Source organism: Saccharopolyspora hattusasensis (assembly GCF_050972075.1).
Lineage (GTDB): Bacteria > Actinomycetota > Actinomycetes > Mycobacteriales > Pseudonocardiaceae > Saccharopolyspora > Saccharopolyspora hattusasensis.
In genome coordinates this window covers 5,143,928-5,169,513 of sequence record NZ_JBPCDC010000001.1, presented here as the reverse complement: position 1 = coordinate 5,169,513, position 25,586 = coordinate 5,143,928, and the positions used below count along the sequence as shown (strand labels likewise).

Here is a 25,586-nt window from a genome sequence, read left to right as displayed (position 1 = left end):
TTCAATGGAAATCGAAGGTCCGATTTCCATTGAAATTGCGGAAGTTGTCCACAGCCTCCGGCGTGTCGTGGTCAGACACGCCGGAGATCCGCAACTTCCATTGAAATCGCACTGGACCGGACCGGGATGCTGTCAGCCCCTGGTCCACTCGTCGAGGCGGACGTTCAGCTGGTCCGCCACGGCGCGTAGGGCGGCGCGGTGGTCTCCCGGGACCGCGTGGATGTGGTTGGCGCCGAACTTCGACAGGAACAGCTCTCCCGGCGCGTCCAGTCGTGCGAAGGCGTGCGGCCACTCCGGCGTGGACTGGTCAATCAGCTTCTGGTTGGTCGCGTCATCGTAGCTCTCGAACTCGCCGAGCATCAGCTGCAGCCGGTACTCGCCGTCCTCGCGGGTCAACCGGCCCAGCGTCATCTTCCCCGGCGCCGCGATGTGCTGCACCGACGCGCCCCCGGCCGGGAAGAAGAACACCTCCGGGTAGAAGTTGACCTTCGCCAGGTTCTCCGCCGGGTCGTCGCTGCGGGCGGCGTACCAGGTGGCGTGCTGGCCGGAGTTGCACAGGTCCCAGATGTCCCGGTCACCGTGGTAGTGCCGCACGTCGGCGAACAGCACCGGGGTGCCGGCCACCGCCTTGAACAGCTGCATGGTCAGCGCGCCGTCCATGTCCGCCTCGGTGGCGCAGACGTGCGTTTCCTTCGGCCCGTTCCAGTCGTACGGGTCGTTCAGGAACGCCTCGGTGACGTCCATCGTCGCGAAGTTCTCGGTCAGCTCCGGCTGCGCCTTGATGCCGGAGAAGTCCAGGTTGCGTTCCGCGATGATGTCCCGGATCGCCAGGTAGGACCGGATCTGCCGCTCCAGCAGCTCCGGCGTCAGCTTCTTGCCGTCGTAGTGCACCCCGGCGGCGTGCTGCTCGATCCACTCGCGCGCTTTCTTGGCCTCGGCGGCGTCCGCCTTCTCGGCGCGCAGGACCAGCTCGTACTGGTCGATCTCCTCAACGTCGATGCCGAACTTGCGCATCCACTGGTCGGTGTTAGCGACTGCGGTATTCATGCCCATCGGCCGCCCGCCGAACCGGCCGAACGTCGAACCGTGCAGCGACTGCACCGCAGCGGCGGCCTTGGCGTGCACGCCGATCTTCCCGACCAGTTCGGCGTCGTCCGGGGCACCCCAGGCCCGCGTGTGGCGGCGGCCGATCTGGTCCAGCGCACCGCCTGCGGCGAGCATGCCGACGAGCCCCGGTTCGGTCGGGTCGGTGCTGGCCACCAGCACCAGCGGGCTGCGGGTGGCGTCGGCGGCGAGCATGGTGAAGTGCGGGAACGCCCACACCGAGTAGTAGAAGACGGTGACGTCCACGTCCGCCGAGGCCACCTTTCGGGAGACCGAGGTGGCGAGCACGTTGGTGGCGACCAGGTCGTCACCGACCACCACGTCGTGCCCGGCCGCGCGCAGCGACCGGACCAGCGAGTCCTGTTTGGACTGGATGAAGTCCGCGTTCCGGGCGTGGACGTGGTCACGACCGTCGGAAATGCTGACGACACCGATGCGAGCCACGGTTCCTCCCAAGTTCACTGACAGGCGGTGTTGACTGCTGCGGAACCGGTGGTGGGGGCGCGTCGGTGGCGCCGTCCGGTGCGCCACCGGTGAACTCCCTGCGGATCGCCTGACCGGGAAAGCTCGTCACCCAGTTGCCGATGAGACCGGTGAGCAATCGTTTACCCGGACGCTATTCTGGCGGGACGCGGACTGTCAAGGCAGGTGGACCGCCATCACTCGGGTAGAGGGCACGAGGAGGAAACCGTGGCGACGATCAGCGATGTGGCGACCCGCGCCGGGGTGTCCACTGCGACGGTTTCGCGTGCGCTCAACGGCAAGAGCACCGTCGATCCGGCGCTGGCCACGCGGGTGCTCGCCGCCGCGGCCGCGCTCGGGTACCGGCCCAACGGCCCGGCCCGCAACCTGCGCAAACAGAAGACCGCGGTGCTGGCCTTGATCATCTCCGACGTGGAGAACCCGTTCTTCACCGCGATCGCCCGCGGCGTTGAGGACGTGGCGCACGCCGCGGGCTACTCGGTGGTTCTGTGCAACTCCGACGACGAGCCGGACAAGGAGCGCGAGTACATCGACGTCGCCCTGCAGGAACGGGTGGCCGGGGTGCTGCTGTCGCCGACCGGCCGCGGAGACAGCGCCGAACTGCTCAGCCGCAACAGCACGCCGGTGGTGGCGGTGGACCGTCCGCTGCCGAACTCCCCCGGCGACACGGTGCTGGTCGACAGCAGGCTCGCCGCCAAGGAAGCGACGCTGCACCTGGCCGCGCAGGGCTACCAGCGGATCGGCTGCCTCACCGGCCCCAGCGGCGTGCTGACCGCGGACGACCGCCTCGCCGGATACCGCGACGGCCTGCGCGCGGCGAAGCTCCCGGCGCCGGCGGGGCTGGCGCGGCGCTCGGAGTTCAAGGCCGCCGGGGCGAAGCAGGCCGCGCGACCGCTGCTGACCCAGGACGACCCGCCGGACGCGGTCCTGGTCGCCAACAGCATGATGGCGGTCGGCGTGCTGGAGACGTGCGCCGAGCTGGGCCTGCGGCCCGGCCGGGACATCGGCGTGGTGGCCTTCGACGACGCGCCCTGGGCGAGGCTGCTCGACCCGCCGCTGACGGTCGTCGCCCAGCCCGCCTACGACATGGGCGCGGTGGCCGCCCAACTGCTGCTGGACCGGATCAGCGGGGAACACACCGATACGACCACCACCACGCTGTCGGCCCACCTCGTCATCCGAGGCAGCAGCACCCGCCCCTGACAGCGCGAAGCGAACGGCCCGTTCACCTTTCTCACTAGACGGCACGAACAGGCCGTTCGCCTCGACCAGACGGAGGGGCGAATGGTCCGTTCGCTCACGTGGTCGGGATCAGTCGTTGCGCTGGTGCTGCCGGATGACGCCGTCTACCACCTGCTGGATGTCCGACGGCTGCTCGCCGTCGTCCTGCCCGGTGGTGTCCGGGGTGCCCGTCTCCGACGTGCCGGACTCCGACGGGGCGGTCGAGGTCGGCGGGGCGCTGGGTCGGGTTTCCGGCGCCGACGGCGGGGCGCTGGGTCCGGTTTCCGGTGGCTGCGTCGGCAGCGGCGGGGCGGTGGGCAGCTGACGTCCCTGGACGCGGCCGCCGTACCAGTACGTCGTCGAACTGTAGATGCCCGGCTCGTCGTTGACCGGCCCGTGTTCGATCCCCGCGCGCAGGCCGGTGCGGAACGGCACCGCGTCGTTGACCATGATCCGGTACGCACCGGTGCAGTCGTACTGGCAGCCGTCGTTGCCGATCTCGTGCGACGGGTTGCCGTTCTGCGGCATCGAGAACGTGGTGCCGTCCCGGAAGTACCACCCTGACTCGTAGAAGTCCTCGGTGCCGGTCCCGTGCCACGCCGGTTCCGCGGAACCGTCGACGTAGAACCGCTCGTCGCCCTCCAGGTAGTTGCGCTGGTTGACCGCAAGGCTCTGGAGGGAGTGCGGCTGGTTGTTGCGCGGCGCCGCGCCCGGTGGGATCAGGCCGCGCATGGTGTGCGTGACGCCGTAGAAGGTGCCCGCGCCCTGGGCGTCCAGGAACGTCCAGTCCTGGCCCGGCACGGTTTGCGCCTGGCGGTGGGTGGCGTGGAAGTACCCGGTGTTGCCGTCCACCTGCGCCGGCGCGCTGGTCACCTCGGCGATCGCGCCGGTGATCGGCACACCGCCGCTGTTGACCACCTCGACCAGGGCGTTCTTCGCGAACGGCATCGGCCACCAGGACGTGTACCAGCCGTCGAGCCCGGGGTCGACCGAGCTCATCAGGGTGCGCACGTCGTACTCGCCGAGGCCGGTGCCGAAGAACTCGCCGATCGGGGCGTCCACAGTGGTCTGTCCGTCGAAGCTGATGCGGATCCGGGCGGTGGCCAGCAGCTTGTCGGAGGCCGCGACCCGGCCGGGGTCGCTGGGGTAGCGGCCGGTGAGCTTGGACCGGGCGAAGACCTGGTTGTCGATGCGGTAGCCGTGCGCGCGCTGTTCGCCGGGGTGCGCCGGACCGAGGTCGAGCACGTCGGTGCGCACCCACTCGCCGCCCACCCGGCTGTGCACGTCGTAGCGGAACTCGTTGACGTCCAGGGAGGACGACACGAAGCGGTTGGCGATCTCCACCTGCGACTTCCCGGCGGTCACCGCGGCAGGCACCTCGATGATCTCCACGCCCCACTGGCCGGGGCGGGCCGGTCCGCTGCGCCACTGGCCGACCGGCCGGCCGTCCACGAAGACGTCGGCGACCTGGTCGGCGATCTGCGCGTCGTGCCGCCGGATCAGCCGGATGCCCTGGTTGTTCGGGTCGACCCGCATGGTGAACCGGCTGCCGCCGGCCTGCCCGTACGCGTAGCCGTCGTCGACCACCTGCGGGCTGGCCGCCACCTGGGGCAGCCGCACCCGGAGCTGGGAGATCTGCTGCGGCCCGGCGAGTTCGGCGATCGTGGTCGAGGCGCCGGGTGCGAGGTCGAACTCGCGGCGGGTCGGGGTGGCACCGGCGGCGGCGGGCTTCGGGTCGGCGACGCCGAAGCGGTGCAGCCGGTCGAGCACGTCGGTGGCGGGGTCGTTGCGCTTGAAGGTCTGCACGCCGTCCGCGTTGGGGAAGACGCGGTAGTCGACGTGGTAGAAGTACGGGTTGTGCTGCACCGTCACCCGCATCCCCTTGCGGTACGGCATCGGCACCTTGATGGAAACCCCGCCGGACGCGTCGTCGGCGTTGGCCACCAGCGGCCATGAGAACGGTGCGCCGATCCGCCCGCTGACCACGTCGATCAGCAGCGCGTCCAGCACCACCCGGCCGTCGAGTTCGACCACTATGTTGCCCGTCGCGGTCACATCGCCCCAGGGTTCGCGGGTGGACCAGATGGACGAGATCTCACCGGCACCGTCGTGTTCGGCGATCACGCAACCGCGGTCGCTGATCCGGATGCACGAGTAGGTGCCATGGAACCCGTCGTTGTTCCCGCCGGTCCGGTCGTAGCTGGAGAACTGGAACGACTGCTCGGCCCCGCGTAGTTGCGCCATCGCGCCGAGGTTGCGGTAGGTGTCCCAACCGACCGGTCCCCTGGATGCCGTCGGCGGCTGCGCGTTCGCGCGACCGGAGCCGAAACCGGCGTCCGCGACGACGGCGGCGGCCGCCAGCGATGCGATTCCGAGGTAGGCACCGAGCCGGCGGGCGCGCCGACGACCATTTCCCGGCGGCGTTGCAGAGCGGTCTCTCATCGTGCTCGCCCCTCTCCGCACACCACTGTCCGTTGTGGACTGTGGTGGCGCTGTATCCGATGGTGATGCGCGATTGGATGGTTTCGTCCGGCTCCGGGTGAAAGATCACTCGCGCAACGAGCGGAGCGTAAGAAAGAGCTCCCCGGGAAGCCAACCCATAGGAGTGGTGTCTAAGAATCCGCGACGTGAATTCACTCAATAAGATGGTTGCCGGGCCAGCGGGCTCCGACAACCACCATCCAGGTGTATTGGGTTTTTTCGCGCCAAACGAGGCGACAGCAACAGAAATGGTCCGGGAACGCAACTATCCACAATAGATGCGAAAACTCATCATTATTTGCATGCATGGGACAACGAGTGGTCGTGGCCGCTCGAAGCGACCACGACCACTCGCTAAGTGCCGGCGAATTCGGTTCAGCCCTGGTTCAACCGGGCGTAGACCTCCGCGGCGTTGTCCTTGGTGACCAGCGCGGTCTCCAGGGTCTGTGTCTTGGGCACCGGCTGGCAGTCGATCAGCAGCCTCTTGGCCGCCTCGACCGCTTCCGCACCGCCGGTCGGGTAGAGGTTGGTGGCCTGCAACCGGCCGTCTTCGACCGCCTTGATGCCGCCGGACGGGATGGGCAGCCCGTCGATGCCGACGAACTTCAGGTCGTTGCGGCCCGCCGCCTGGGCGGCCAGGTAAGCGCCCTCGGCCATCGGGTCGTTCTGCGCGTAGACCGCCTTGATGTCGGGGTTCGCCTTGAGCAGCGCGTCCATCTTCTGCTGGCCGACCGACCGCTCCCACTCGCCGTCGGCGGTGGCCGCGATCTCGATCTTTGAGCCCTGGATGCCTTCCTTGAAGCCCTGTTCCCGCTCCGCGGCCGGGGTCGAGCCGGACAGGCCCTTGATCTGCACGATCTTTCCGCCATCCGGCAGCAGCGCGTTCTTGAAGTACTCGCCGGCCTGCCGACCGATCTGCACGTTGTCCGCGCCGACGTAGGTGGTGAAGGCCTCCCCGTCGACCTTCCGGTCCAGCACCACGACCGGGATTCCCTTGTTGTAAGCCTTCTTCACCACGTCGGTCAGCGGCGCCGCCTCGTTCGGCGAGATCATCAGCAGGTCGACCTGCTTGGTCAGGAAGTTCTCCACGTCGCTGATCTGCTTGGAATTGTCCTTGGCCGCGTCGGAGAACTGGACGTCGAACTGCGGCACCTTCGCCGCGGCCTTGCGGATGTCGTCGTCCATCCGGACCCGGTACGGCTCGGCGAGGTTGGCCTGGCTCATGCCGATGGTGTACTTCTCGTTCGGGCCCTTGCAGTTCTTGGTCGGGTCCTGGTTCTGCACCTGCCCGGTGTTCTCGCTGGTCGTACCGCAACCGGCGGCTGCGAAGGCGGCCGTGGCGCACGTGACCGCGATCAAGGACTTCGTCGTCTTGCGCATCGTGCTTCCTCCTGACTGAAGGTTTCAGGACGTGGGACGCAGGCGCTGCAACGCCGCCGCGGCGACGATGACCAGGCCCTTGATCAGGAGTTGCAGGTCGGTGTTGACGCTGTTCAGGCTGAGGATGTTGTTGAGGATGCCGAGCAGCAGGGCGCCGGCGATGGTGCCGATCACCGAGCCCCGGCCCCCGGCCAGGCTGGTGCCGCCGACCACCACGGCGGCGATTCCGTCGAGCTCGTAGGCGATTCCGTCGTTCGGGCTCCCCGCGTTCAGCTGACCGGCGTGCACGATGCCCGCCAGCGCGGCGCAGCACCCGGCGATGCCGAAGGCGATGATCTTGACCCGGTTCACCGGCACGCCGGACAGCCGCGCGGCCTTCTCGTTGCCTCCGATGGCGTAGAGATGCCGGGAATAGGCGCTGCCGCGCAGGAACAGGATCGCGACGATCGCGACCACGGCGAAGATCAGCGCCGGAATCGGCACCACACCACCGAAAGTCCGCTCCCCGAGCAGGGAGAACAGCATCGGCGCCTGGCCGGGCCCGTCGCCGTAGGAGATCTGCACCGTCTCGCCGCCGGACCACATGCGCGCCAGGCCGCGCGCGATCTGCAACCCCGCCAAGGTGACGATGAAGGCCTGCACGCCGAGCAGCGCGACGGCGGTGCCCTGCAGCAGGCCGAAGGCGATGCCCGCGAGCAGCACCAGCGCGACCGTGGTCCACACGCCGAAGCCGTCCTCGACCATCAGCACGGCCGACCCCACCGCGGCCAACCCGAGCACCGAGCCGACCGACAGGTCGATGCCGCCGATCAGGATCACGAAGGTCAGACCGACCGCGATGATCCCGATCTCCGACACCGCGCGCACGATGTTGAACAGGTTGTCGCTGGTGAGGAACAGGATCTGGCCGTCGTTGCGGGGCGAGAAGATCACCGCCGCCAGGAACACCGTGACCAGCCCGAAGAAGCTCTGGAACCGGAACAGCGTCCCGACGACGTTCGCCCGCTTCGCCGGAGCCGCCACTCCCCCACCGGATTCCGCAGGCCGTTGCTCCGTCTGGTTGCTCACCGCGCACCTCCCCCAGTGCTCTGCCGCCCGGTACCGACCACTGGCCCGGACCCGCCGGCCGCCACGCTCTCGCCCATGGCTGCCGCCAGCAAGTCCGCTTCACCGACCTCGGTGGTGTCGAACTCGGCCACGCTGCGCCCGGCGCGCAGCACCACCACGCGGTGGCACACGCCGACCAGCTCGGGCAGTTCCGATGACGCCAGCAGCACCCCGATGCCGCGCCCGGCGATCTCGCCGAGCAGCTGGTAGATCTCGGACTTCGCGCCGATGTCCACGCCTCGGGTTGGATCGTCCAGCAGCAGCAAACGCGGCTCCGTCAACAACATCCGGCCGAAGACGACCTTCTGCTGGTTGCCGCCGGAGAGGGTGCCCACCGGGTCGAGGATCCGGCCGAGCTTGACCTTGAGCTGCTGCACGCTGCGCTCGGTGGCGGACACCTCGGCGCGGCGGCGCACCAGCCCGGCCACGCCGAGCCGGTCCAGCACCGAGAGGACCGTGTTGGCCAGCACCGAATGGTCGAGCACCAGCCCCGAACTCCTGCGGTCCTCCGGCACGAAGGCGATGCCCGCTCGCAGCGCCCGGTGCGGACCCCTCGGCCGCACCGGATGCCCGCCCAGCGACACCTCCCCCTCCCACGTGCCGGAAGATCCCGCCCCGAACAGCGATTCCAGCAGTTCGGTGCGACCTGAGCCGAGCAACCCGCACAGCCCGACGATCTCCCCGCTGCGCACGGTCAGATCGATCCCATCGGGTTCCCGGCGCCCCACCCGCGGCCGGCGCGGGCGGACAGCGAATCCGGACACGGTCAGCAGCTCGTCGCCGACGGCACCTCGCTCGGCCCGGAACATCGTCTGCACCGACCGGCCCACCATCGCCTCCGCGGCCTGCTCCGCGGTCAGCTTCCGGGCGTCGAACTCGGCAGCCTTGCGGCCATTGCGCAGCACGGTGGCGCGGTCGGCGACCTGGCCGATCTCGTCCATCCGGTGCGAGATGTAGACGATCCCGGTGCCGCCACGGCGCAACTCGGTGATCACCGCGAACAACCGCTCCACCTCGGTGCTGGACAGCGCCGACGTCGGCTCGTCCATGATCAGCACCTTCGCGTCCAGCGACAGGGCGCGGGCGATGGTCACCAGCTGCTGCTCGCCGATGCGCAGCTCGCCGACCGGCCGCAGCGGATCCAGGTCGATTCCGGTGCGCCGCAGCAGTTCCCGGGTGCACGAGGCCATCTTCCGGCGGTCCACCACGCCGAACCGGTTGCGCAGCTCGCGACCCAGGTAGAGGTTCTCGGCGACGCTCAGCCCGGGCACGAGGTCCAGCTCCTGGTGGATCATCGCGATCCCGGCGTGCTGCGCGTCGGCCGGCTTGCCGAACTGCACCGGACGACCCTCGATCGAGACCGACCCGGAGTGATCGACGACGTCCCCGGAGAGCACCTTCATCAGCGTGCTCTTGCCCGCGCCGTTCTCCCCCAGCAACGCGTGCACCTCACCGGCGCGGATCGTCAGATCCACGCCGTCGCACGCCAGCACACCCCCGTAACGCTTCGTGACGCCGGTCATCTCGACCAGCGGTGGCGCCGTGCTCATAGGACCCCCGTCACGCCGCTTCGAGAATCGTGAGAAAACGATTGCCCGGACGCTAAAATGGTCACGCTACTTGTGTCAAGGTTCACACCCCTGGCCAAGTGACAGGGCATCCATTCGGCTGCAGGAACGTCACACTGCGATCACGCCTTCCGGCCGCAGCGGTAACCCAACGTGCAGTAACCGGCAAGTTCCGGAAGAGGCTCTCGGCCCGGGGTACTGGACCGTTACCGTTGGGACTCGTGACCGCGATCCGCGATAGCCAGAGCGCCCCACCCCCCAGCAACGGCGCCTCCCAGTGGTCGACACGCTCCGCCTTCGGAGGCAACGGCATGCCGCTCTGGGGAGCCGTGCTGCTGGCTGCCGTCCCGACCGCGATCGGAACAGTCATCGACATCCTGATCTGGACGCAGCCCGACATCCTGTTCAAGGCCTGCTTCTTCGTCGGGTGCGTGCTGGCCGTGCTGCTGGTCAAACGTCGGAGCGTGTTCGGGCCGATGGTCCAACCGCCGCTCGTGCTCACGATCGTCATGCCGCTGCTGGTGCTGATCACCGGCAGCGGGGTGGCCGCCGGTGGTGGGATCACCGCCAAGGCGCTCGCCATCGCCCGACCGCTGATCAGCAGCTTCCCGATCATGGCGGGTGCAACCATCGTCGCCCTGGGCATCGGCCTGGTCCGCATGTTCGTTATCCAGAAGGCCCGGTCCCGCCCCGAGATCTCCGACAGCGACGAGGCCGCCAAGAAGCGCCGCCGCCCCACCCCGCCCCGCAAGACGCCGGCGGAGGACGCCGCCAAGAAGCGGCGACCGGAGGAGCGGGACCGGGAGCGCGGTAGGAAACCCTGCGTCGAACCCGCAGGACGCCCGCAGCGAGCCCAAGCTCCCCAAGCTCCCGGGAGGGCGCGCAGCGGCGACACGCCCAACAAGGCAAGGGGCGACGCGCCCGGCAGGGCGCGCGGAGCAGCCGAGCCGTGGCCGGAGCGAGACGGCCGCGCGGTGCCGCCGCGGCGGGGCTCAGCCCCGCGGCAGGCGCCCGGGCGGCCGCGAGCGGCGGAGCCGCCGCAGGGAGAGCCGCCCCGGCGACCCCGGCGGCCGCGACGGGACGAGCGGTTCGGGTAGGCGCAGCCGGGCACGACGGGACGGCCGTGAGCGTTTTCAGGCGTTATCGCACCCAGAAGCACTCACGGCTTTTCCGTTAGTCGCTCAGCGGACGCCCTTGGGCTTGTCCGGGTTGTCGTCGAGGTCCTTGCGGAGCTCTCGCGGCAGCGCGAAAGAGATCTTCTCGTTGGCCGTGGTGACCTCGTCCACCTGGTTCCAGCCGTGCTCGGCGAGGTGGTCCAGCACCTGCAGCACCAGCACGTCCGGCACCGACGCGCCGCTGGTCACGCCCACCGTCGTGACGCCGTCCAGCCAGGCCTCATCGATCTGGTTCGCGTAGTCCACGAGGTGCGCGTCGGACGCGCCCGCCTGCAGCGCGACCTCGACCAGCCGCTTGGAGTTCGAGGAGTTCTGCGAGCCGACGACGATCACCAGATCGCATTCCGGTGCCATCGCCTTCACCGCGTACTGCCGGTTGGAGGTCGCGTAGCAGATGTCGTCGCTCGGCGGGGCCTGCAGATCCGGGAAGCGCTCCTTGAGCTGGTCCACCCGCTCCATCGTCTCGTCCACGCTGAGCGTGGTCTGCGACAGCCACACGACCTTGCTCGGGTCGCGGACCTCGACCTTCCCGACGTCCTCCGCCTTGTCGACCAGCTGCACCCGGTCCGGGGCCTCCCCGGCCGTGCCCTCGACCTCCTCGTGGCCCTCGTGGCCGATCAGCAGGATGTCGTAGTCCTCGCGGGCGAACCGGTTGACCTCCTTGTGCACCTTGGTGACCAGCGGGCAGGTCGCGTCGATGGTGCGCAGGTTCCGCTGCGCCGCCTCCTCGTGCACCGCCGGGGACACGCCGTGCGCGGAGAACACCACGAGCGCGCCCTCCGGCACCTCGTCGGTCTCGTCCACGAAGATCACGCCGCGCTCGGACAACGTGTCCACCACGTGCCGGTTGTGCACGATCTCCTTGCGCACGTAGATCGGCGGACCGTAGGTCTCCAGGGCCTTCTCGACGGTGATGACCGCGCGGTCGACACCTGCGCAGTACCCACGCGGCTTGGCCAGCAGGACCCGCTTGGTCGGCCCGGCGTCCTGGTCAACGAGGTCAGTGGCCTGGGGCGAGGTCGTCATGCCACCAAGGGTACGGACCCGGCAACGCGCGCTCAGAACCTGTCGTCGGACTCCACCTCGCGCAGCGGTGCGACTGGCGGACCTGCGCGAGTTACAGCCTGTTGGTGAATGGTCTGGGTGGGTGGTCGCTTAGCGGAACCTGAGCGGTTCCCTGGACTGCGGGTGCCCCTCCTGATGTATGTCCAATACGCGGCGGAGGGGCCGTCCTCGCCAGAAAACCTCTCAGAACCCGCCGATGGTCGTCATGGCAAGGTGAATGCAAGCGGCTACGCCGCTTCCAAAGGCGCGGACGGCATTCGCCGACAGGCTCTTACAGACTCCGTCCGGATTCCGGCTGCTTCGGATCACAGTCGTGTGGCGGGGCGATGGCTTCGACGGCCAGAGTGCGGCAGGCTGGGGCCATGTCATCGTTTCCCCTGCCGGTGCGGGTCGCCGCCGGACTCGCGGCCACCGCCATCGAGCAGGCGCGCCAGCTCCCGGCCACACTGCTAGGCCTGCCGGTCACCGTCGCCAGCCAGGCGTTGCAGGCGTCGATGCGGATCCAGCAGCAGATCACCGAGTTGGCGATCAAGGGCGACGAGGCCCTCGCCGGGCTGCGCACCCCGGAGGAGCAGCCCGCCTGGGCGACCTTTGACGAGGACGAGCCGACCGAGCCCGAGGTGCTGTCCGAGGACCTGACGGTGCTGTCGGACTACGATCATCTGACGCTGCCGCAGCTGCGGGGCAGGCTCCGCTCGTTCACCGAGGCCGAACTGGCCGAACTGCTCGCCCACGAGCAGCAGCACGGTCGGCGCCCGGAGTTCCTCCGGATGCTGCAGAACCGCCTGGACCGCCTGCGGCACCAGTGACCCCAGACGACATCCGCAGTTTCAATTGAGACTGCCGTCCCGAGATCCTCGGTGAGCAGTTTCAATTGAGACTGCGGACCGGACCGGGGCCGTGAAGCACCGAGGAGTGACCGCTGAGTTCTCCGACCAGCCCCGACGAGCCCTGGCCGGTACGGACCGTCGCACGCAAGATCGCCGACTGGATCAACCGGCTGGGCACGATCTGGGTGGAAGGGCAGATCACCCAGATCTCCCTGCGCCCCGGCGCGGCCACCGCGTTCCTGACGCTGCGCGACCCGTCCGCCGACGTATCACTGACGCTCACCTGCGCCGCCGCGATGCTGCGCAAGATGGAGCCGCCGCTGACCGACGGCAGCCGGGTCGTGGTGCACGGCAAGCCGACGTTCTTCGTCGGCCGGGGCACGCTGAGCCTGCGGGTCGACGAGATCCGCGCGGTAGGCATCGGCGAGCTGCTGGCGCGCATCGAACGGCTCCGCCAGCTGCTGAAGGCCGAGGGCCTGTTCGACCCGGCGCGCAAGCGGCCGCTGCCGTTCCTGCCGAACCGGGTCGGACTGATCACCGGCCGCGCCTCGGCCGCCGAGCACGACGTGCTGACCAACGCGCAGCTGCGCTGGCCCGCGGTGCAGTTCGAGGTCCGCAACGTCGCCGTGCAGGGTTCGACCGCGGTGCCGCAGATCCTGACGGCCCTGCAGGAACTGGACCGGATGCCCGAGGTCGACGTGATCGTGCTGGCGCGCGGTGGCGGCAGCGTCGAGGACCTGCTGCCGTTCTCCGACGAGGCGTTGTGCCGCGCGGTCTCCGCCTGCCGGACACCGGTGGTCAGCGCCATCGGGCACGAGCCGGACTCACCGCTGGTCGACCACGTCGCCGACGTGCGCTGCTCGACCCCGACAGGTGCCGGCAAGCGGGTGGTTCCCGACGTGGCGGAGGAGACGCAGCGGATCCACCAGCTGCGCGACCGCGCCCGCCGCGCGCTGCACGGCTGGGTCGACCGCGAGCGCCGGCTGCTCGACGCGCTGCGCAGCCGACCGGTGCTGGCCGACCCGTTCGGGCCGCTGGAACGGCGCGCCGAGCAGGTCGGGCAACTGCGGGACCGCGCCCGCCGTGCGGTGACCGCCGCGTTGAACACCGAAGGACACGCATTGACCGCCACTCGATCTCGCTTGACGACCTTGGGGCCAGCGGCCACCCTGGCTCGTGGATACGCAATCGTGCAGCGAGTCGAGGACGGCGTGGATGGCGTCCTCCGGTCGGTCGACGAGGCGCCGCCGGGAACTCGTTTGCGGGTCCGGGTCGTTGACGGTGCGATCCAGGCAGTCGTACCGGACCGAGCAGGTTGAACAGGACAAGAACGTGCACCCGAAGCAGGAACCATCGTTCCTCCCCTTGACCGTTGGCGTCGCGCAGTCGGCGGCCACCGGTTCAGCACTGCTGCGGGAACGGGTCGGGGATGTGCGCCGCTGCGCCGAGGCGGCCGATTCCGCTGCGGCCGGATGCTGGGCCGCGCTGCTGGGCGGATGCCAATCCGCCGAGCGCAGGGACCTGCCGTCCCGGCTGCGCGCGCTCGTCGAGGCCACTTCCGGATATGTGGGGGCCGGGTGTTGGGCGGCGTCCCCGCATCGACGTAGGGTCGCGGAGGCGCAGTTGCGCATCAACGACGCGGTGCGCGAAGGCGACGGTGCCGAGTTCGCCGAGGCGTTCGTCGGCTACGACCAGGCGATCGCCACTGCGGTGGTGTCCGTGCAGAGCAACGTGGAGAGTCCGACCCCGTGACCGCGAACGAGCAGCAGGACGAGCACTTCGACCCGGTGGCAGAGCACCCCGAGGTCGCCGAGCTCGGCTACGAGCAGGCCCGCGACCAGCTGGCCGAGGTGGTCAAGCAGTTGGAGGCAGGCGGGCTTTCCCTGGAGGACTCGCTGGCGCTGTGGGAGCGCGGCGAGGCCCTGGCGGCGGTCTGCGAGCGGCACCTCGCGGGCGCCCGCGAGCGCGTCGAGCGCGCACTCGCCGCCGTCGAGCAGGACTGACCCGCCGACTGCACCCCGCGCCCTCCCGGTGCACAGTGTCAATTGAAACTTCAGACCCTGGATGGACCACGGGGGAACAGTTTCAATTTGGAACGGCGACCGGTCAGGTGCCGGGTGGGGCGGCGATGGCGGCTTCGGCGAGGATTCGGAATTCGGCCTCATCGGAGTTGCCGGTGATCAGCAGCCGGGCTCCGTCGCGTTCCGCCACCCAGGCCTGCTCGCCGCGCAGGCTGTCGTAGACCACCCACTGCCGCCCCGCGGCGTCGACGGTGCCCCGGGCGTGCGGCGTCTGCCGCGTCTCGCTCTCGACCAGCTCGTCCTCGGCTGCCGTCGACTGCGCCAACCGCAGGTACCGTCCCCCGCCGGTCAACCACCCCACGCGCACGACCTGCGCGTGGGAGGCGAGCGTGGTCACGTTCGCCGCGTTGGCCCGCCAGTTCGCCGGCAGGCTCGGCTCGGTGACCGGGAAGTCCACCCTCGCGGCCGCCCGCTTCAGCTCGGCCGGAACGTCGACGGTCGGCACCGGGCCGCCCTGGATCGACGGACCACCGGGGTTGAACGAGCACTGCCCCGCCATCCCGGCGATCCCGAATGCCACCAGGACCATCGGCAGGAGGGCGAACACCATCGCCGACACGGTCCGGGGCGGACGGGACGCCGGGGGCTGCTGGTTGCGGGGTTCGGCCACGGCGCCCATGCTCTCACCGCCAGGCCAGGGGCCCGCCGGGCGGTGAGAGCAGGAGTGGGCTGCCGTTCACGAAACGTGTCAAAACGTTCCGTGAGCAGATGACTTGCGCCACCTGCGTTGACCATCAGGAAGACTGGTGGCCTTCACGCTTCCTCGACCACTGCCAGCACGAACGCTGGTCTGACACGGTCTCCACGTGCGTTTGGCCTTGCGGCGGTTCCCACGCAACTCGCGGTACCTGACGTGTTTCACCCTGCCGCCGCAGGAAAACCGCTGACCGGGCTTGGCTTTCGCTCGGTCAGCAAGCAACACACTACACCACGCTCTGTCACACATTGACACAGGCTCCGGAACTGTCAGTAACCCCACGGGAGAGCTCCGGCAGACTCGCCGATCTGCGAAGATCGGGGGCAACGAGCCTGAGCGCGGGCCTGGCTCCCGCCGGTCTCGGGCAGTGCAACCTGAAGAACGCTCACCACCGGGAGGCGCGATGAGCACCGAACGACACCGCGAAGCACCGGACCGCAACCTGGCGATGGAACTGGTCCGCGTGACCGAGGCCGCCGCGATGGCCGCCGGCCGCTGGGTCGGCCGCGGCGACAAGAACGCCGGCGACGGAGCCGCAGTGGACGCAATGCGCAAGCTCATCGGGACCGTGTCGATGCGGGGCGTCGTGGTCATCGGCGAGGGCGAGAAGGACGAAGCCCCGATGCTCTACAACGGGGAGCAAGTCGGCAACGGCGAAGGCCCGGAGTGCGACGTCGCGGTCGACCCGATCGACGGGACCACGCTGCTCAGCAAGGGCATGCCGAACGCGCTGGCGGTGCTGGCGGTGTCCGAGCGCGGCACCATGTTCGACCCGTCCGCGGTGTTCTACATGGAGAAGATGGCCGTCGGCCCGGAGGCCGCCGGGGTCGTGGACCTCGGCGCCCCGATCGCGGAGAACGTCCGCCGGGTCGCCAAGGCCAAGCACATCGACGTCTCCGACGTCACGGTGTGCATCCTGGACCGCCCGCGGCACGAGCAGATCGTCAAGGACGTCCGCGCGGCGGGCGCGCGCATCCAGTTCATCTCCGACGGCGACGTCGCCGGGGCGATCGCGGCGGCGCGGCCAGACAGCGGCGTCGACATGCTGCTGGGCATCGGCGGCACCCCGGAGGGCATCATCGCCGCGTGCGCGTTGAAGTGCCTCGGCGGCGAGATCCAGGCGCGGCTGTGGCCGCGCGACGACGCCGAGCGGGCGAAGCTGCGCGACGCCGGGCACGACGCCAACCAGGTGCTGACCACTTCGGACCTGGTGCGCGGCGACAACATGTTCTTCTGCGCCACCGGGATCACCGACGGCGCGCTGCTCAAGGGCGTGCACTACCGCGCAAACCGGTGCACCACGCAGTCGATCGTGATGCGCTCAAAGTCCGGCACTGTCCGGGTGATCGAGGCCCAGCACAAGCTGTCGAAGCTGCGCGAATACGCCGATGTGGACTTCGGCGAGAACGACACCGCGCCGCACGGCCTGCTGCCCTGACCGGAGCGGTTCGACCGGGATATTGCGAAATACGGGCCCATTGACCCGTTCGATGCCGTTTCCGGGCGGTGACCTGCTGATTCGTAGCGGGTCACCGCCGCGCACTGCGTGCGGAGGAACCCCCGATCAAGATCGCCGCCGACTCGGGCGCGGCGGGCACCGCGACCGGATCACCGGCTGGGCCAGACCTGCGTCCCCGGCCCGTCGATCTACGCGGACTGGGGCAACCAGAACACCGGCGGCTGAACCCCTGCCGGGTGACCGGTGGGCGTCCTCCGGCAGCACTGGCAGTCACCGAGGAGGCTTCGCGGAAGCCGGTTCCGGGCGGTTCCAGGGCGGTTCCGCCGACCAAACCACCCGACCCGGCGACCAGGATCAGCCGGGCCCGGCGCGATTTCCCGAAACCGCGCCGGGCCGGCTGATTCGTCAGCTCATGTTCGAGGAGTGGCCGGGGAACAGGTGTGCGTCCGGGTTGAGCGCCACGGCGATGTTGTTGACCGCCGTCGCCGCCTCGCCGAACCCGGTGGCGATCAGCTTGACCTTGCCCGGATATGCCGCGACGTCCCCCGCCGCGTACACCCGCGGCCGACTGGTCCGCATCGTGCTGTCCACCAGGATCGCGCGCTTCTCCAGGTCCAGGCCCCACTTCTCGATCGGCCCCAGATCGGCGGTGAACCCGAGCGCGGCCACCACCGTCTGCGCCGGCAGCACCCGACGCTGCTCGCCGCCGAGCTCGATCTCCACCTCACGTACCCCGGTCTCGTCGCCGCGGATCTCCACGACCTCGGCCGGGGTGATCAGCGGAACGCCCAGGTCTTCGACCTTGCTGACCAGTCCCGGGTGCGCGCGGAACCGGGTGCGGCGGTGCACCAGGGTCACGCTGCGGGCCACCGGATGCAGCGCCAGCGCCCAGTCGAACGCGGAGTCGCCGCCGCCGACGACCACCACGTCGTGTCCACTGTGCACGGCCAGTTCCGGGATGAAGTGCACGACGCCGCGGCCGACCCAGTCGCCACCGGCGGGCAGCGGCCGCGGGGTGAACTCGCCGATCCCGGCGGTGACCAGCACCGCGCCGGCCAGGACCGCGCCGCCGCCGACGTCGACAAGCAGCCCGCCATCCACATCGGACAGTTCGGTGGCGGGCCTGCCGAGCAGGTAGGCGGGATCGTACTGACCGGCCTGTTTCACCAGCGCGGCAACCAGATCGCGGCCGCGGACCTCGGGGAACCCGGCCACGTCGAAGATCATCTTCTCCGGGTACATCGCGGTCACCTGGCCGCCGGGCTCGGGCAGCGCGTCGACCACCGCCACGGACATCCCGCGGAATCCCGCGTAGTAGGCGGCGAACAAACCGGTCGGACCCGCGCCCACGATCAGCAGATCGACCTCATGCGACACCGCGGTCATGCCCACCACCTCGTCGTCGACCGTGTGGACACACCCAGGCTAGCGGGACAGGTCCGCGATGTCCGCATCATCGGCGCGCGCTGCGCCAGAACGCTGAATTCGCCGCCGCAGTTGGCGGTACCCGTCCAAGCACCGCCCGCTTACGTTCACCGGAAAGGGGATCACGTCGGGGAGGATTTCGTGAAGAGGACAGCCATGCTGGTCGGGGCCGTCGCGGCCGCAGCGCTGAGCATGGGGACGCTGCCCGCGACCGCGAACGCGGTCGACAACCCGGGCGCGCTGATCGTCGGCGGGCACGACGCCACCGAGCAGTACGACTGGATGGCATCGCTGCAGCGTTCCGGGAACCACAGCTGCGGGGCTTCCCTGATCGACCAGCAGTGGGTGCTCACCGCCGCGCACTGCGTCCAGGACGCCGCGCCGACCGACCTCGGCCTGCGGATCGGCAGCCCGGACCACACCACCGGCGGCACCGAGGCCGGCGTGTCCGAGATCGTGGTGCACCCGGACTACGCCGCCAAGAACCGCAACGGCGACATCGCGCTGCTGAAGCTGGACCACGCGGTGTCGCAGACGCCCGTCGAGATCGCCGACGTCTCCGGGGAGGCCGGCACCCCGTCGCGGATCATCGGCTGGGGCCTGACCTGCCCGGTCCGCGGCTGCGGTGAACCGCCCGCGCAGCTGCAGGAGCTGGAGACCAAGGTGGTCCCCGGCGGCCAGTGCTCGCTGGGCCTGATCGACGGCGCGACCGAGATCTGCACCGGTAGCAACGAGCTGCTGGCCAACGCGTGCTTCGGCGACTCAGGCGGCCCGCAGCTGGAGGGCCGGCCGGGCGACTGGAAGCTGACCGGCGTCACCAGCCGCCTCGGCAGCCTGATCCCGGTCTGCGGCACGGCTCCGTCGATCTACACCGACGCAACGGCCTACAAGGACTGGATCAACGCCAACATCGGCTGATCATTTCCGCGTGGGGGGCGCTTCACCCGCCGATGATCGCCGGGGGTGCGAGATCGGGCATCTTCATCGGTCCAGTGCGGACTTCTCGCGTGCGCCGGGCCACAGATCCACCGCCGAGTGGGACGGGCCACAGACCGCGAGCACCTTTCGGCGGGACACTTTCGACATGGCTGAATACCGGATCGAACACGACACGATGGGCGAGGTGCGGGTGCCCGCCGACGCCCTGTACCGGGCGCAGACCCAGCGGGCCGTGGAGAACTTCCCGATCTCCGGCCGGGGCTTGGAACGCGCGCAGATCCGCGCGCTAGGTCTGCTGAAGGCGGCGGCGGCTCGGGTCAACGGCCGGCTCGGGGTGCTGGACGCCGACGTGACCGACGCGATCGCCGCGGCGGCCGACGAGGTCGCCGAGGGCGCCCACGACGAGCACTTCCCGATCGACGTGTTCCAGACCGGCTCCGGCACGTCGTCGAACATGAACGCCAACGAGGTCATCGCGACCCTGGCATCCCGGCGCCTCGGCCGCGACGTGCACCCCAACGACCACGTCAACGCCTCGCAGTCGTCCAACGACACCTTCCCGACGACCATCCACGTCGCGGCCACCGAGGCGGTGCTCACCGACGTCATCCCGGCGCTGGAGCATCTCGCCACGACCATCGAGGGCCGCGCCGCGCAGTGGACCGAGGTGGTCAAGTCCGGCCGCACGCACCTGATGGACGCGGTGCCGATCACGCTGGCCCAGGAGGCCGGCGCGTGGGCCTCGCAGGTGCGCTACGGGGTCGAGCGGCTGCGGGGCGGCCTGCCGCGGCTCGGCGAACTGCCGATCGGCGGCACCGCGGTCGGATCGGGCCTCAACGCGCCCACCGGCTTCGGCGCGTCGGTCGCCGCGGAACTGGCGGAGGTCACCGGCCTGCCGCTGACCGAAGCCCGCGACCACTTCGAGGCGCAGGCCGCGCAGGACTCGGTGGTGGAGATCTCCGGCGACCTGCGCACCGTCGCGGTGAGCCTGACCAAGATCGCCAACGACCTGCGCTGGCTGGGCTCCGGCCCGCGCACCGGGCTGGCCGAGCTGTCGCTGCCGGACCTGCAGCCGGGCTCGTCGATCATGCCGGGCAAGGTCAACCCGGTCATCCCCGAGGCCACCCTGCAGGTGGTGGCGCAGGTGATCGGCAACGACGCGGCGGTGGCGTTCGCCGGTTCGCAGGGCAACTTCCAGCTCAACGTGATGCTGCCGGTGATCGCGCGCAACGTGCTGGAATCCGCGCGGCTGCTGGCCGCGGTGTCGCGGCTGCTGGCCGACAAGGTGTTCGCCGACGTGCAGGTCAACGTCGAGCAGGCCCGCACCTACGCCGAGGGTTCGCCGTCGATCGTCACGCCGCTGAACCGCTACATCGGCTACGAGGAGGCGGCCGCCGTCGCCAAGCAGGCCCTCAAGGAGCGCAAGACGATCCGCGAGGTGGTCCTGGAACGCGGCCACGTCGACTCGGGCAAGCTCACCCTTGAGCAGCTGGATGAAGCACTCGACGTGCTCCGCATGGCCAAGGGCAAGTAACCGGTGGAGGGCACCTTTGGACGCCGAAGGTGCCCTCCGCTCATGACCGGACAGTGTGGTTCGAGCCGGTCGGCCTTGATCGCGGCTAAGAAACTCGACCATGCGGCCGGGTCGACAACGAACGCCCGGTCGTCGGTGTGCGGCGTCCGGGTCCTTCGAATCGCGGATTGCCGTCACGCCGGGGACGTTCAGAGCGACCTCGACGCACTCACCGCCGCTGGCCGAGCGGCTGGACTTTCGCCATTGGGCACGGGACAGCTCGCGCACGTCCTAACCTCCTCGGTGCTCGTACTGCGCCAAGACTCGGTGCAGCAATGGATGGCATGCGTTCGACGTCGCTTCAAAGCGCGCTGAACCGCACGCCTCAGTGACATCGTTCTGCGGAGTGGACGTTGAGGCTTGGCAGGTGCAACGACTTTGGTCGTGAGTGCGTACCGGCGCTCCAGCACGGTTACGCACTCACGACCGGAGACACCCGTGTTCTAGCTTCAGGTGACCACGTGGGCGTTGATCATCGTGATGATCCTCGGCGCGCTGTTCGCCCCGCACCCGCGCGGGCAGCACGGCGACGCGGGCGATGCGCGTTGAACGTTTGGCAGCTGATCGACCAGGTCGAGGCCCAACGCCGACTCGAGGACATGCCCGCCGGTCGACATCACCTGTGCCCACACCCCTGAACCAGGTCTGGCACCCATCCCCGACACGCGAGGTGCCAGACCACCACGGTGGGCCGGGCCGCCCCTCCCCGCCCGGCCCACCACCAAGCTGACGCGCGCCGATACTCCAATGTCGGGCACTTGGCGCACCATGAGCGCATGGTGCTGCTCGCGGATTTGGTGGCGACCTCGCGAGAGGTCTCGGCGACGCGTTCCCGCAAGGCGAAGACCGCGGCGATCGCCGGGCTGCTCGCGCGGCTCGACGCCGAGGAGGTCCGCCCCGCGACGGCGCTGCTGGCCGGTGAGCTGCCGGGCGGCCGGGCCGGGGTGGGCTGGTCGACGCTGGCCGCGCTGGACGTCGTACCCGCACCCGAGCCCGCGCTGACGATCATCGATGTCGACTCGGCGATCGACGCCGTGCGGCTGATCAGGGGCGCCGGTTCGGGACAGCGCCGGGCCGAGGCGTTGACCGGCCTGCTCGGCAAGGCGACCGGCGGCGAGCAGGAGTTCCTGGTGCGGCTCTTCGGCGGCGAACTCCGGCAGGGCGCGCTGGAAGGCGTCATGGTCGAGTCCATCGCGGCGGCGGGCAAGGTCCCGACCGAGGCCGTGCGGCGGGCTTTCATGCTCTCCGGCCGGCTGCCCGCGACCGCCGAGGCCGCGCTGCGCGGCGGTGAACCGGCGCTCGCCGAATTCCGCCTGGAGGTGGGGCGGCCCGTCCGTCCGATGCTGGCTTCGCCCGCCGAATCCCTGGGCACGGCGCTCGACGAACTCGGCGAAGTCAGCGTCGAGTACAAATTGGACGGTGCGCGCATCCAGGTGCACCGCGACGGCGAAGAGGTGCGCATCTACACCCGCACGCTCCGCGAGATCACCCGCAACGTGCCGGAACTCGTCGAGCTGGTGCGAGGCCTGAACTGCCGGGCGGTGGTGCTGGACGGCGAGACGCTCGCGCTCGACGACACCGGGCGCCCGCGGCCGTTCCAGGAGACCATGGGCCGGTTCGGCGCCCAGGACTCGCGCGATCTCCTGCTGCACCCGTACTTCTTCGACTGCCTGCACGTCGACGGCGAAGACCTACTAGACCGGCCGCTGCAGCACCGCCTCGACGCGCTTGAAAAAGTCGCACCGCAGCACCGGATTCCGGCGGTCCTGTCGCCGTCGGCAGAACGCGCGGCGGAACTGTTCGACGAAGCGCTGGACGCCGGGCACGAAGGCGTCATGGTCAAGGCGCTGGACTCGGTGTATGCGGCGGGGCGGCGCGGCCGGTCCTGGCGGAAGGTCAAGCCCGAGCACACCCTCGACCTGGTCGTGCTCGCCGCCGAGTGGGGCCACGGCCGCCGTCGCGGGTATCTGTCGAACCTCCACCTGGGCGCGCGAGACCCCGACGGCGGCCCGCCGATCATGGTCGGCAAGACGTTCAAGGGCCTCACCGACGAGCTGCTGGCCTGGCAGACCGCGGAGTTCCAGCGCCGCCAGACCCACCGCGACGACTGGACCGTCCACGTCGTGCCCGAACTCGTCGTGGAGATCGAACTGGACGGCGTGCAGACCAGCACCCGCTACCCCGGCGGCGTCGCGCTGCGCTTCGCCCGCGTCCTGCGCTACCGGCCCGACAAGGACGCCGCGTCGGCCGACAGCATCGAGGCGGTTCGCGCCATGCTGCCGGGCGGGTGAGATCCTGACGCCATGAGCGGCAACGACTTCGACGCGATCGGCTCGATCAACATCGGACCGGGCACCATCGACCCGCGCGAGTACCAGGCGGACAAGAGAGCGATCGAGCTGGACTACTACGTCGCGGTCCTGGTCCTGGAGGCCACTTCGGACGCGGCCGACCACAAGCCGCTCTACGAAGAATCCTTCGTGCTGCTCAAGGCGGAATCCGAAGAAGAGGCGAAGGAAAAGGCTGCCGAGCACGGCAAGCAGCAGGAAACCAGCTACCAGAACGAGAACCACGAACTGATCACCTGGAAGCTGAAGCAGATCATCGAGGTGAAACCCCTCGAAGATGCCACCTTCGACGACGGCACGGAACTCTACAGCCGATTCTTCCGCAATTACCAGGCCTACAGCTCCTCCGAACCCCTGACGGAAGAAGAAGCGTAAAAACGCAGAGGCCGGGGTCCCACAATACAGCGGGCACACCCGGCGTACTTCCACGTACCTCGGTACGCAGCCGAGCGGAATCTAGCAGCGCCGAGTCGGCGATCACCACCGGGTGTATCGATTTGATCTCGAACTGCAGTTCCCGCTTCACTACGCCACGTGTTCGTCCACGCCTACGTCGATGAGTCGTACGACCTGACCATCGGCGTCTACATCCTCACCGCCAGCATCGTCGACCTCACCGACGCCGAGGACATCCGTTGTGTGCTGAATGGCCTTCAGCAAGGCGGCGGAAAGCTTCACTGGAGCAAGGAACCTCCGCAATCGACGGGCAGAAATCGTTAAAGCCGTAAGCGCTCAAACCGTGCGCAGCGTGGCTGTCGTCGGCGCTTCGAGGCCGCTCTTCGCGGAACGCGGGCGCCGGAAGTGTCTCGAAAGGCTACTCCCATAAATTGAAATGCTCGGCGCGGACATCGTGGCATTCGAAACGCGCCAGGAACGAAATAACAAGCTCGACACTGACATGGTTGACGCATGCCGGCAGAAACGTCTCATCACGAATCGCATTCGCTTGGAATGCCCCGGAAAACGCAGAGGCCGGGGTCCCGCCTCCGGCGGGGGGTCCCGGCTTACTTCCACACCCCAACAGAGCATGGCTGCTGGCAGCATAACAACGGGGCGGCCGCTGACATCAACTCCAAACCTACAACCGATCTGGTGATCTTGAATCACGGTCCAGAAACTCAGAGGCCGGTACCCTGGCGGGTCCGAGGAGACGCCTGGGGGCGTTCGACCCCGTATGGTGGTGAGACGTGCAGTTCTTGAACGGGCAGCAGCCCTCCACCGATCTGACCTACGACGACGTCTTCCTGGTGCCTCGGCGCTCCGGCGTCGAGTCCCGCTTCGACGTGGACCTGGCCACCAGCGACGGCACCGGGGCGACCCTGCCGATCGTGGTCGCCAACATGACCGCCGTGGCCGGCCGCCGGATGGCCGAGACCGTCGCCAGGCGCGGTGGCCTGGTCGTGCTGCCGCAAGACGTCGATCCCAGCGCGGTCGCCGAGATCACCTCCTGGGTCAAGGCGCGGCACCCCGTGTGGGACACCCCGCTGGTGTTGCACGCCGATGACGCCGTCGCCGACGCCCTCAACCTCCTGCCCAAGCGCGCCCACGGCGCCGTTGTCGTCGTCGACGACGACAACCGGCCGCTCGGCGTCGTCGACGAGGCGGCTTGCACCGGGGTCGACCGGTTCGCGCGCGTCGGGGAGGTCGCCGACCGGCACCCGGTCGTGCTGCCGCTGGAGACCAAGCCCCGCGAGGTGTTCGAGCAGCTGGACCAGCACGCCCGCAACGTGGCGATCGCCATCGACGCCGACGGCCGCCTGGCCGGGATCATGACCAGCCGCGGCGCGCTGCGCGCCGAGATCTACACCCCGGCGCTGGACGACTCCGGCCGGCTGCGGGTGGCCGCGGCTGTCGGGGTCAACGGCGATGTCGCGGCCAAGGCATCCGCGCTGCTGGAGGCCGGGGCCGACGCGCTGGTCGTGGACACCGCGCACGGCCACCAGGAGAAGATGATCGCCGCGCTGGGCGCGGTCCGGTCGGCGAGCCCGAGCGTTCCGGTGGTGGCCGGGAACGTGGTGACCGCCGAGGGCGTGCGGGATCTCATCGAGGCGGGCGCCGACGTGGTCAAGGTCGGCGTCGGGCCGGGCGCGATGTGCACGACGCGGATGATGACCGGTGTCGGCCGGCCGCAGTTCTCCGCGGTCGCCGAATGCGCCTCGGAGGCGCGCAAGCTCGGCAAGCACGTCTGGGCCGACGGCGGTGTCCGGCACCCGCGCGACGTGGCGCTGGCGCTGGCCGCCGGTGCGGCGTCGGTGATGGTCGGCTCGTGGTTCGCGGGCACCTACGAGTCGCCCGGTGACCTGCAGCGCGACGAGCACGGCCGGGCCTACAAGGAGTCCTTCGGCATGGCGTCCAAGCGCGCCGTGTCCGCCCGGACCCGCACCGACAGTGCATTCGACCAGGCCCGCAAGGCGCTGTTCGAGGAGGGGATCTCCAGCTCCCGGATGCGTCTGGACCCGCAGCGGCCGAGCGTCGAGGACCTTCTGGACCAGATCACGTCCGGTCTGCGCTCGTCCTGCACCTACGCCGGCGCCCGCAGCCTGGAGGAGTTCTACGAGCGCGCCGTGGTCGGCATCCAGTCCGCGGCAGGCTTCGCCGAGGGCCGCCCACTGCCCACCGGCTGGTGACCCCGAGCCCGCTGTGGTGAGGC

Annotated in this window: 21 protein-coding genes and 1 pseudogene; 12 read left to right on the top strand and 10 right to left on the bottom strand. The window is 69.5% G+C overall.

What is annotated here, in order from left to right; genetic code table 11:
- Nucleotides 1-132: 132 nt before the first annotated feature.
- Nucleotides 133-1,548 (bottom strand): L-fucose/L-arabinose isomerase family protein, encoded by a 1,416-nt coding sequence (locus tag ACRXBZ_RS24545; RefSeq protein WP_433881104.1) that lies wholly within the window; start codon nt 1,546-1,548, stop codon nt 133-135.
- A gap of 246 nt (nt 1,549-1,794) precedes the next feature.
- Here ACRXBZ_RS24545 and ACRXBZ_RS24540 point away from each other — a divergent pair, with 246 nt between their 5' ends.
- The gene (locus ACRXBZ_RS24540; RefSeq protein ID WP_433881103.1) at nt 1,795-2,790 is read left to right on the top strand and encodes a LacI family DNA-binding transcriptional regulator; all 996 of its coding nucleotides are present in this window, start codon (nt 1,795-1,797) and stop codon (nt 2,788-2,790) included.
- A gap of 108 nt (nt 2,791-2,898) precedes the next feature.
- On the opposite strand, the gene ACRXBZ_RS24535 is transcribed toward ACRXBZ_RS24540, so the two are convergent.
- From ACRXBZ_RS24535 to ACRXBZ_RS24520, 4 genes are all read right to left on the bottom strand, one after another.
- A complete protein-coding gene (locus ACRXBZ_RS24535) occupies nt 2,899-5,250 on the bottom strand; it encodes a glycoside hydrolase family 172 protein (protein WP_433881102.1) in 2,352 nt (783 codons plus the stop codon).
- 414 nt (nt 5,251-5,664) lie between these two features.
- A complete protein-coding gene (locus ACRXBZ_RS24530; protein WP_433881101.1) occupies nt 5,665-6,669 on the bottom strand; it encodes a substrate-binding domain-containing protein in 1,005 nt (334 codons plus the stop codon).
- 24 nt (nt 6,670-6,693) lie between these two features.
- Nucleotides 6,694-7,737: an ABC transporter permease gene (locus tag ACRXBZ_RS24525; protein WP_433881100.1), complete on the bottom strand. Its 1,044-nt coding sequence runs from the start codon at nt 7,735-7,737 to the stop codon at nt 6,694-6,696.
- On the bottom strand, nt 7,734-9,326 hold the full coding sequence (locus ACRXBZ_RS24520) for a sugar ABC transporter ATP-binding protein (protein WP_433881099.1): 1,593 nt from the start codon (nt 9,324-9,326) through the stop codon (nt 7,734-7,736). Before ACRXBZ_RS24520 ends, ACRXBZ_RS24525 begins: the two co-directional genes overlap by 4 nt.
- Before the next feature lie 329 nt (nt 9,327-9,655).
- On the opposite strand from ACRXBZ_RS24520, the gene ACRXBZ_RS24515 reads away from it, so the two are divergent.
- On the top strand, nt 9,656-10,441 hold the full coding sequence (locus tag ACRXBZ_RS24515; protein ID WP_433881098.1) for a DUF6542 domain-containing protein: 786 nt from the start codon (nt 9,656-9,658) through the stop codon (nt 10,439-10,441).
- A gap of 84 nt (nt 10,442-10,525) precedes the next feature.
- Here the strand turns inward: ACRXBZ_RS24515 and ACRXBZ_RS24510 are convergent, their stop codons facing one another.
- Nucleotides 10,526-11,545 (bottom strand): 4-hydroxy-3-methylbut-2-enyl diphosphate reductase, encoded by a 1,020-nt coding sequence (locus ACRXBZ_RS24510; RefSeq protein WP_433881097.1) that lies wholly within the window; start codon nt 11,543-11,545, stop codon nt 10,526-10,528.
- 401 nt (nt 11,546-11,946) lie between these two features.
- On the opposite strand from ACRXBZ_RS24510, the gene ACRXBZ_RS24505 reads away from it, so the two are divergent.
- The 4 genes from ACRXBZ_RS24505 to ACRXBZ_RS24490 all read left to right on the top strand — a co-directional run bounded on the left by ACRXBZ_RS24505 (nt 11,947) and on the right by ACRXBZ_RS24490 (nt 14,417).
- Nucleotides 11,947-12,393, top strand: coding sequence for a lipid droplet-associated protein (locus ACRXBZ_RS24505; RefSeq protein WP_433881096.1), 447 nt, complete (start codon nt 11,947-11,949; stop codon nt 12,391-12,393).
- Between the two features lie 113 nt (nt 12,394-12,506).
- The gene (gene xseA, locus ACRXBZ_RS24500; RefSeq protein ID WP_433883956.1) at nt 12,507-13,733 is read left to right on the top strand and encodes an exodeoxyribonuclease VII large subunit; all 1,227 of its coding nucleotides are present in this window, start codon (nt 12,507-12,509) and stop codon (nt 13,731-13,733) included.
- Nucleotides 13,696-14,166, top strand: coding sequence for a hypothetical protein (locus ACRXBZ_RS24495; RefSeq protein WP_433881095.1), 471 nt, complete (start codon nt 13,696-13,698; stop codon nt 14,164-14,166). The genes xseA and ACRXBZ_RS24495 overlap by 38 nt, the downstream gene beginning before the upstream one ends.
- 35 nt (nt 14,167-14,201) lie before the next feature.
- Nucleotides 14,202-14,417, top strand: a complete 216-nt coding sequence (locus ACRXBZ_RS24490; protein WP_029535186.1) for an exodeoxyribonuclease VII small subunit — start codon at nt 14,202-14,204, stop codon at nt 14,415-14,417.
- A gap of 103 nt (nt 14,418-14,520) precedes the next feature.
- Here ACRXBZ_RS24490 and ACRXBZ_RS24485 read toward each other — a convergent pair whose 3' ends face one another.
- Nucleotides 14,521-15,114 carry a DUF4245 domain-containing protein gene (locus ACRXBZ_RS24485; RefSeq protein ID WP_433881094.1) on the bottom strand — a complete coding sequence of 198 codons (594 nt, stop codon included), beginning with the start codon at nt 15,112-15,114 and terminating at the stop codon, nt 14,521-14,523.
- Between the two features lie 481 nt (nt 15,115-15,595).
- On the opposite strand from ACRXBZ_RS24485, the gene glpX reads away from it, so the two are divergent.
- Nucleotides 15,596-16,630 carry a class II fructose-bisphosphatase gene (gene glpX, locus ACRXBZ_RS24480; RefSeq protein WP_433881093.1) on the top strand — a complete coding sequence of 345 codons (1,035 nt, stop codon included), beginning with the start codon at nt 15,596-15,598 and terminating at the stop codon, nt 16,628-16,630.
- Nucleotides 16,631-17,056: 426 nt separating this feature from the next.
- On the opposite strand, the gene ACRXBZ_RS24475 is transcribed toward glpX, so the two are convergent.
- Nucleotides 17,057-18,037: an NAD(P)/FAD-dependent oxidoreductase gene (locus ACRXBZ_RS24475; RefSeq protein ID WP_433881092.1), complete on the bottom strand. Its 981-nt coding sequence runs from the start codon at nt 18,035-18,037 to the stop codon at nt 17,057-17,059.
- A gap of 195 nt (nt 18,038-18,232) precedes the next feature.
- Here ACRXBZ_RS24475 and ACRXBZ_RS24470 point away from each other — a divergent pair, with 195 nt between their 5' ends.
- Together ACRXBZ_RS24470 and ACRXBZ_RS24465 are read left to right on the top strand one after the other, a co-directional pair.
- The gene (locus ACRXBZ_RS24470; protein WP_433883955.1) at nt 18,233-18,994 is read left to right on the top strand and encodes a S1 family peptidase; all 762 of its coding nucleotides are present in this window, start codon (nt 18,233-18,235) and stop codon (nt 18,992-18,994) included.
- A 166-nt stretch (nt 18,995-19,160) separates the two neighbouring features.
- On the top strand, nt 19,161-20,549 hold the full coding sequence (locus tag ACRXBZ_RS24465) for a class II fumarate hydratase (RefSeq protein ID WP_433881091.1): 1,389 nt from the start codon (nt 19,161-19,163) through the stop codon (nt 20,547-20,549).
- 147 nt (nt 20,550-20,696) lie between these two features.
- Here the strand turns inward: ACRXBZ_RS24465 and ACRXBZ_RS24460 are convergent.
- Nucleotides 20,697-20,816: pseudogene (locus ACRXBZ_RS24460) on the bottom strand (DUF397 domain-containing protein); the annotation flags it as partial.
- Nucleotides 20,817-21,364: 548 nt separating this feature from the next.
- Here ACRXBZ_RS24460 and ACRXBZ_RS24455 point away from each other — a divergent pair.
- Together ACRXBZ_RS24455 and ACRXBZ_RS24450 are read left to right on the top strand one after the other, a co-directional pair.
- Nucleotides 21,365-22,879 (top strand): ATP-dependent DNA ligase, encoded by a 1,515-nt coding sequence (locus ACRXBZ_RS24455; RefSeq protein ID WP_433883954.1) that lies wholly within the window; start codon nt 21,365-21,367, stop codon nt 22,877-22,879.
- A gap of 12 nt (nt 22,880-22,891) precedes the next feature.
- On the top strand, nt 22,892-23,311 hold the full coding sequence (locus ACRXBZ_RS24450) for a DUF4288 domain-containing protein (RefSeq protein ID WP_433881090.1): 420 nt from the start codon (nt 22,892-22,894) through the stop codon (nt 23,309-23,311).
- Nucleotides 23,312-23,461: 150 nt separating this feature from the next.
- Here ACRXBZ_RS24450 and ACRXBZ_RS24445 read toward each other — a convergent pair whose 3' ends face one another.
- Complete coding sequence (locus tag ACRXBZ_RS24445) at nt 23,462-23,614, bottom strand: hypothetical protein (protein WP_433881089.1); 153 nt, start codon at nt 23,612-23,614, stop codon at nt 23,462-23,464.
- 509 nt (nt 23,615-24,123) lie between these two features.
- On the opposite strand from ACRXBZ_RS24445, the gene ACRXBZ_RS24440 reads away from it, so the two are divergent.
- The gene (locus ACRXBZ_RS24440; protein WP_433881088.1) at nt 24,124-25,563 is read left to right on the top strand and encodes a GuaB1 family IMP dehydrogenase-related protein; all 1,440 of its coding nucleotides are present in this window, start codon (nt 24,124-24,126) and stop codon (nt 25,561-25,563) included.
- Nucleotides 25,564-25,586: the final 23 nt, after the last annotated feature.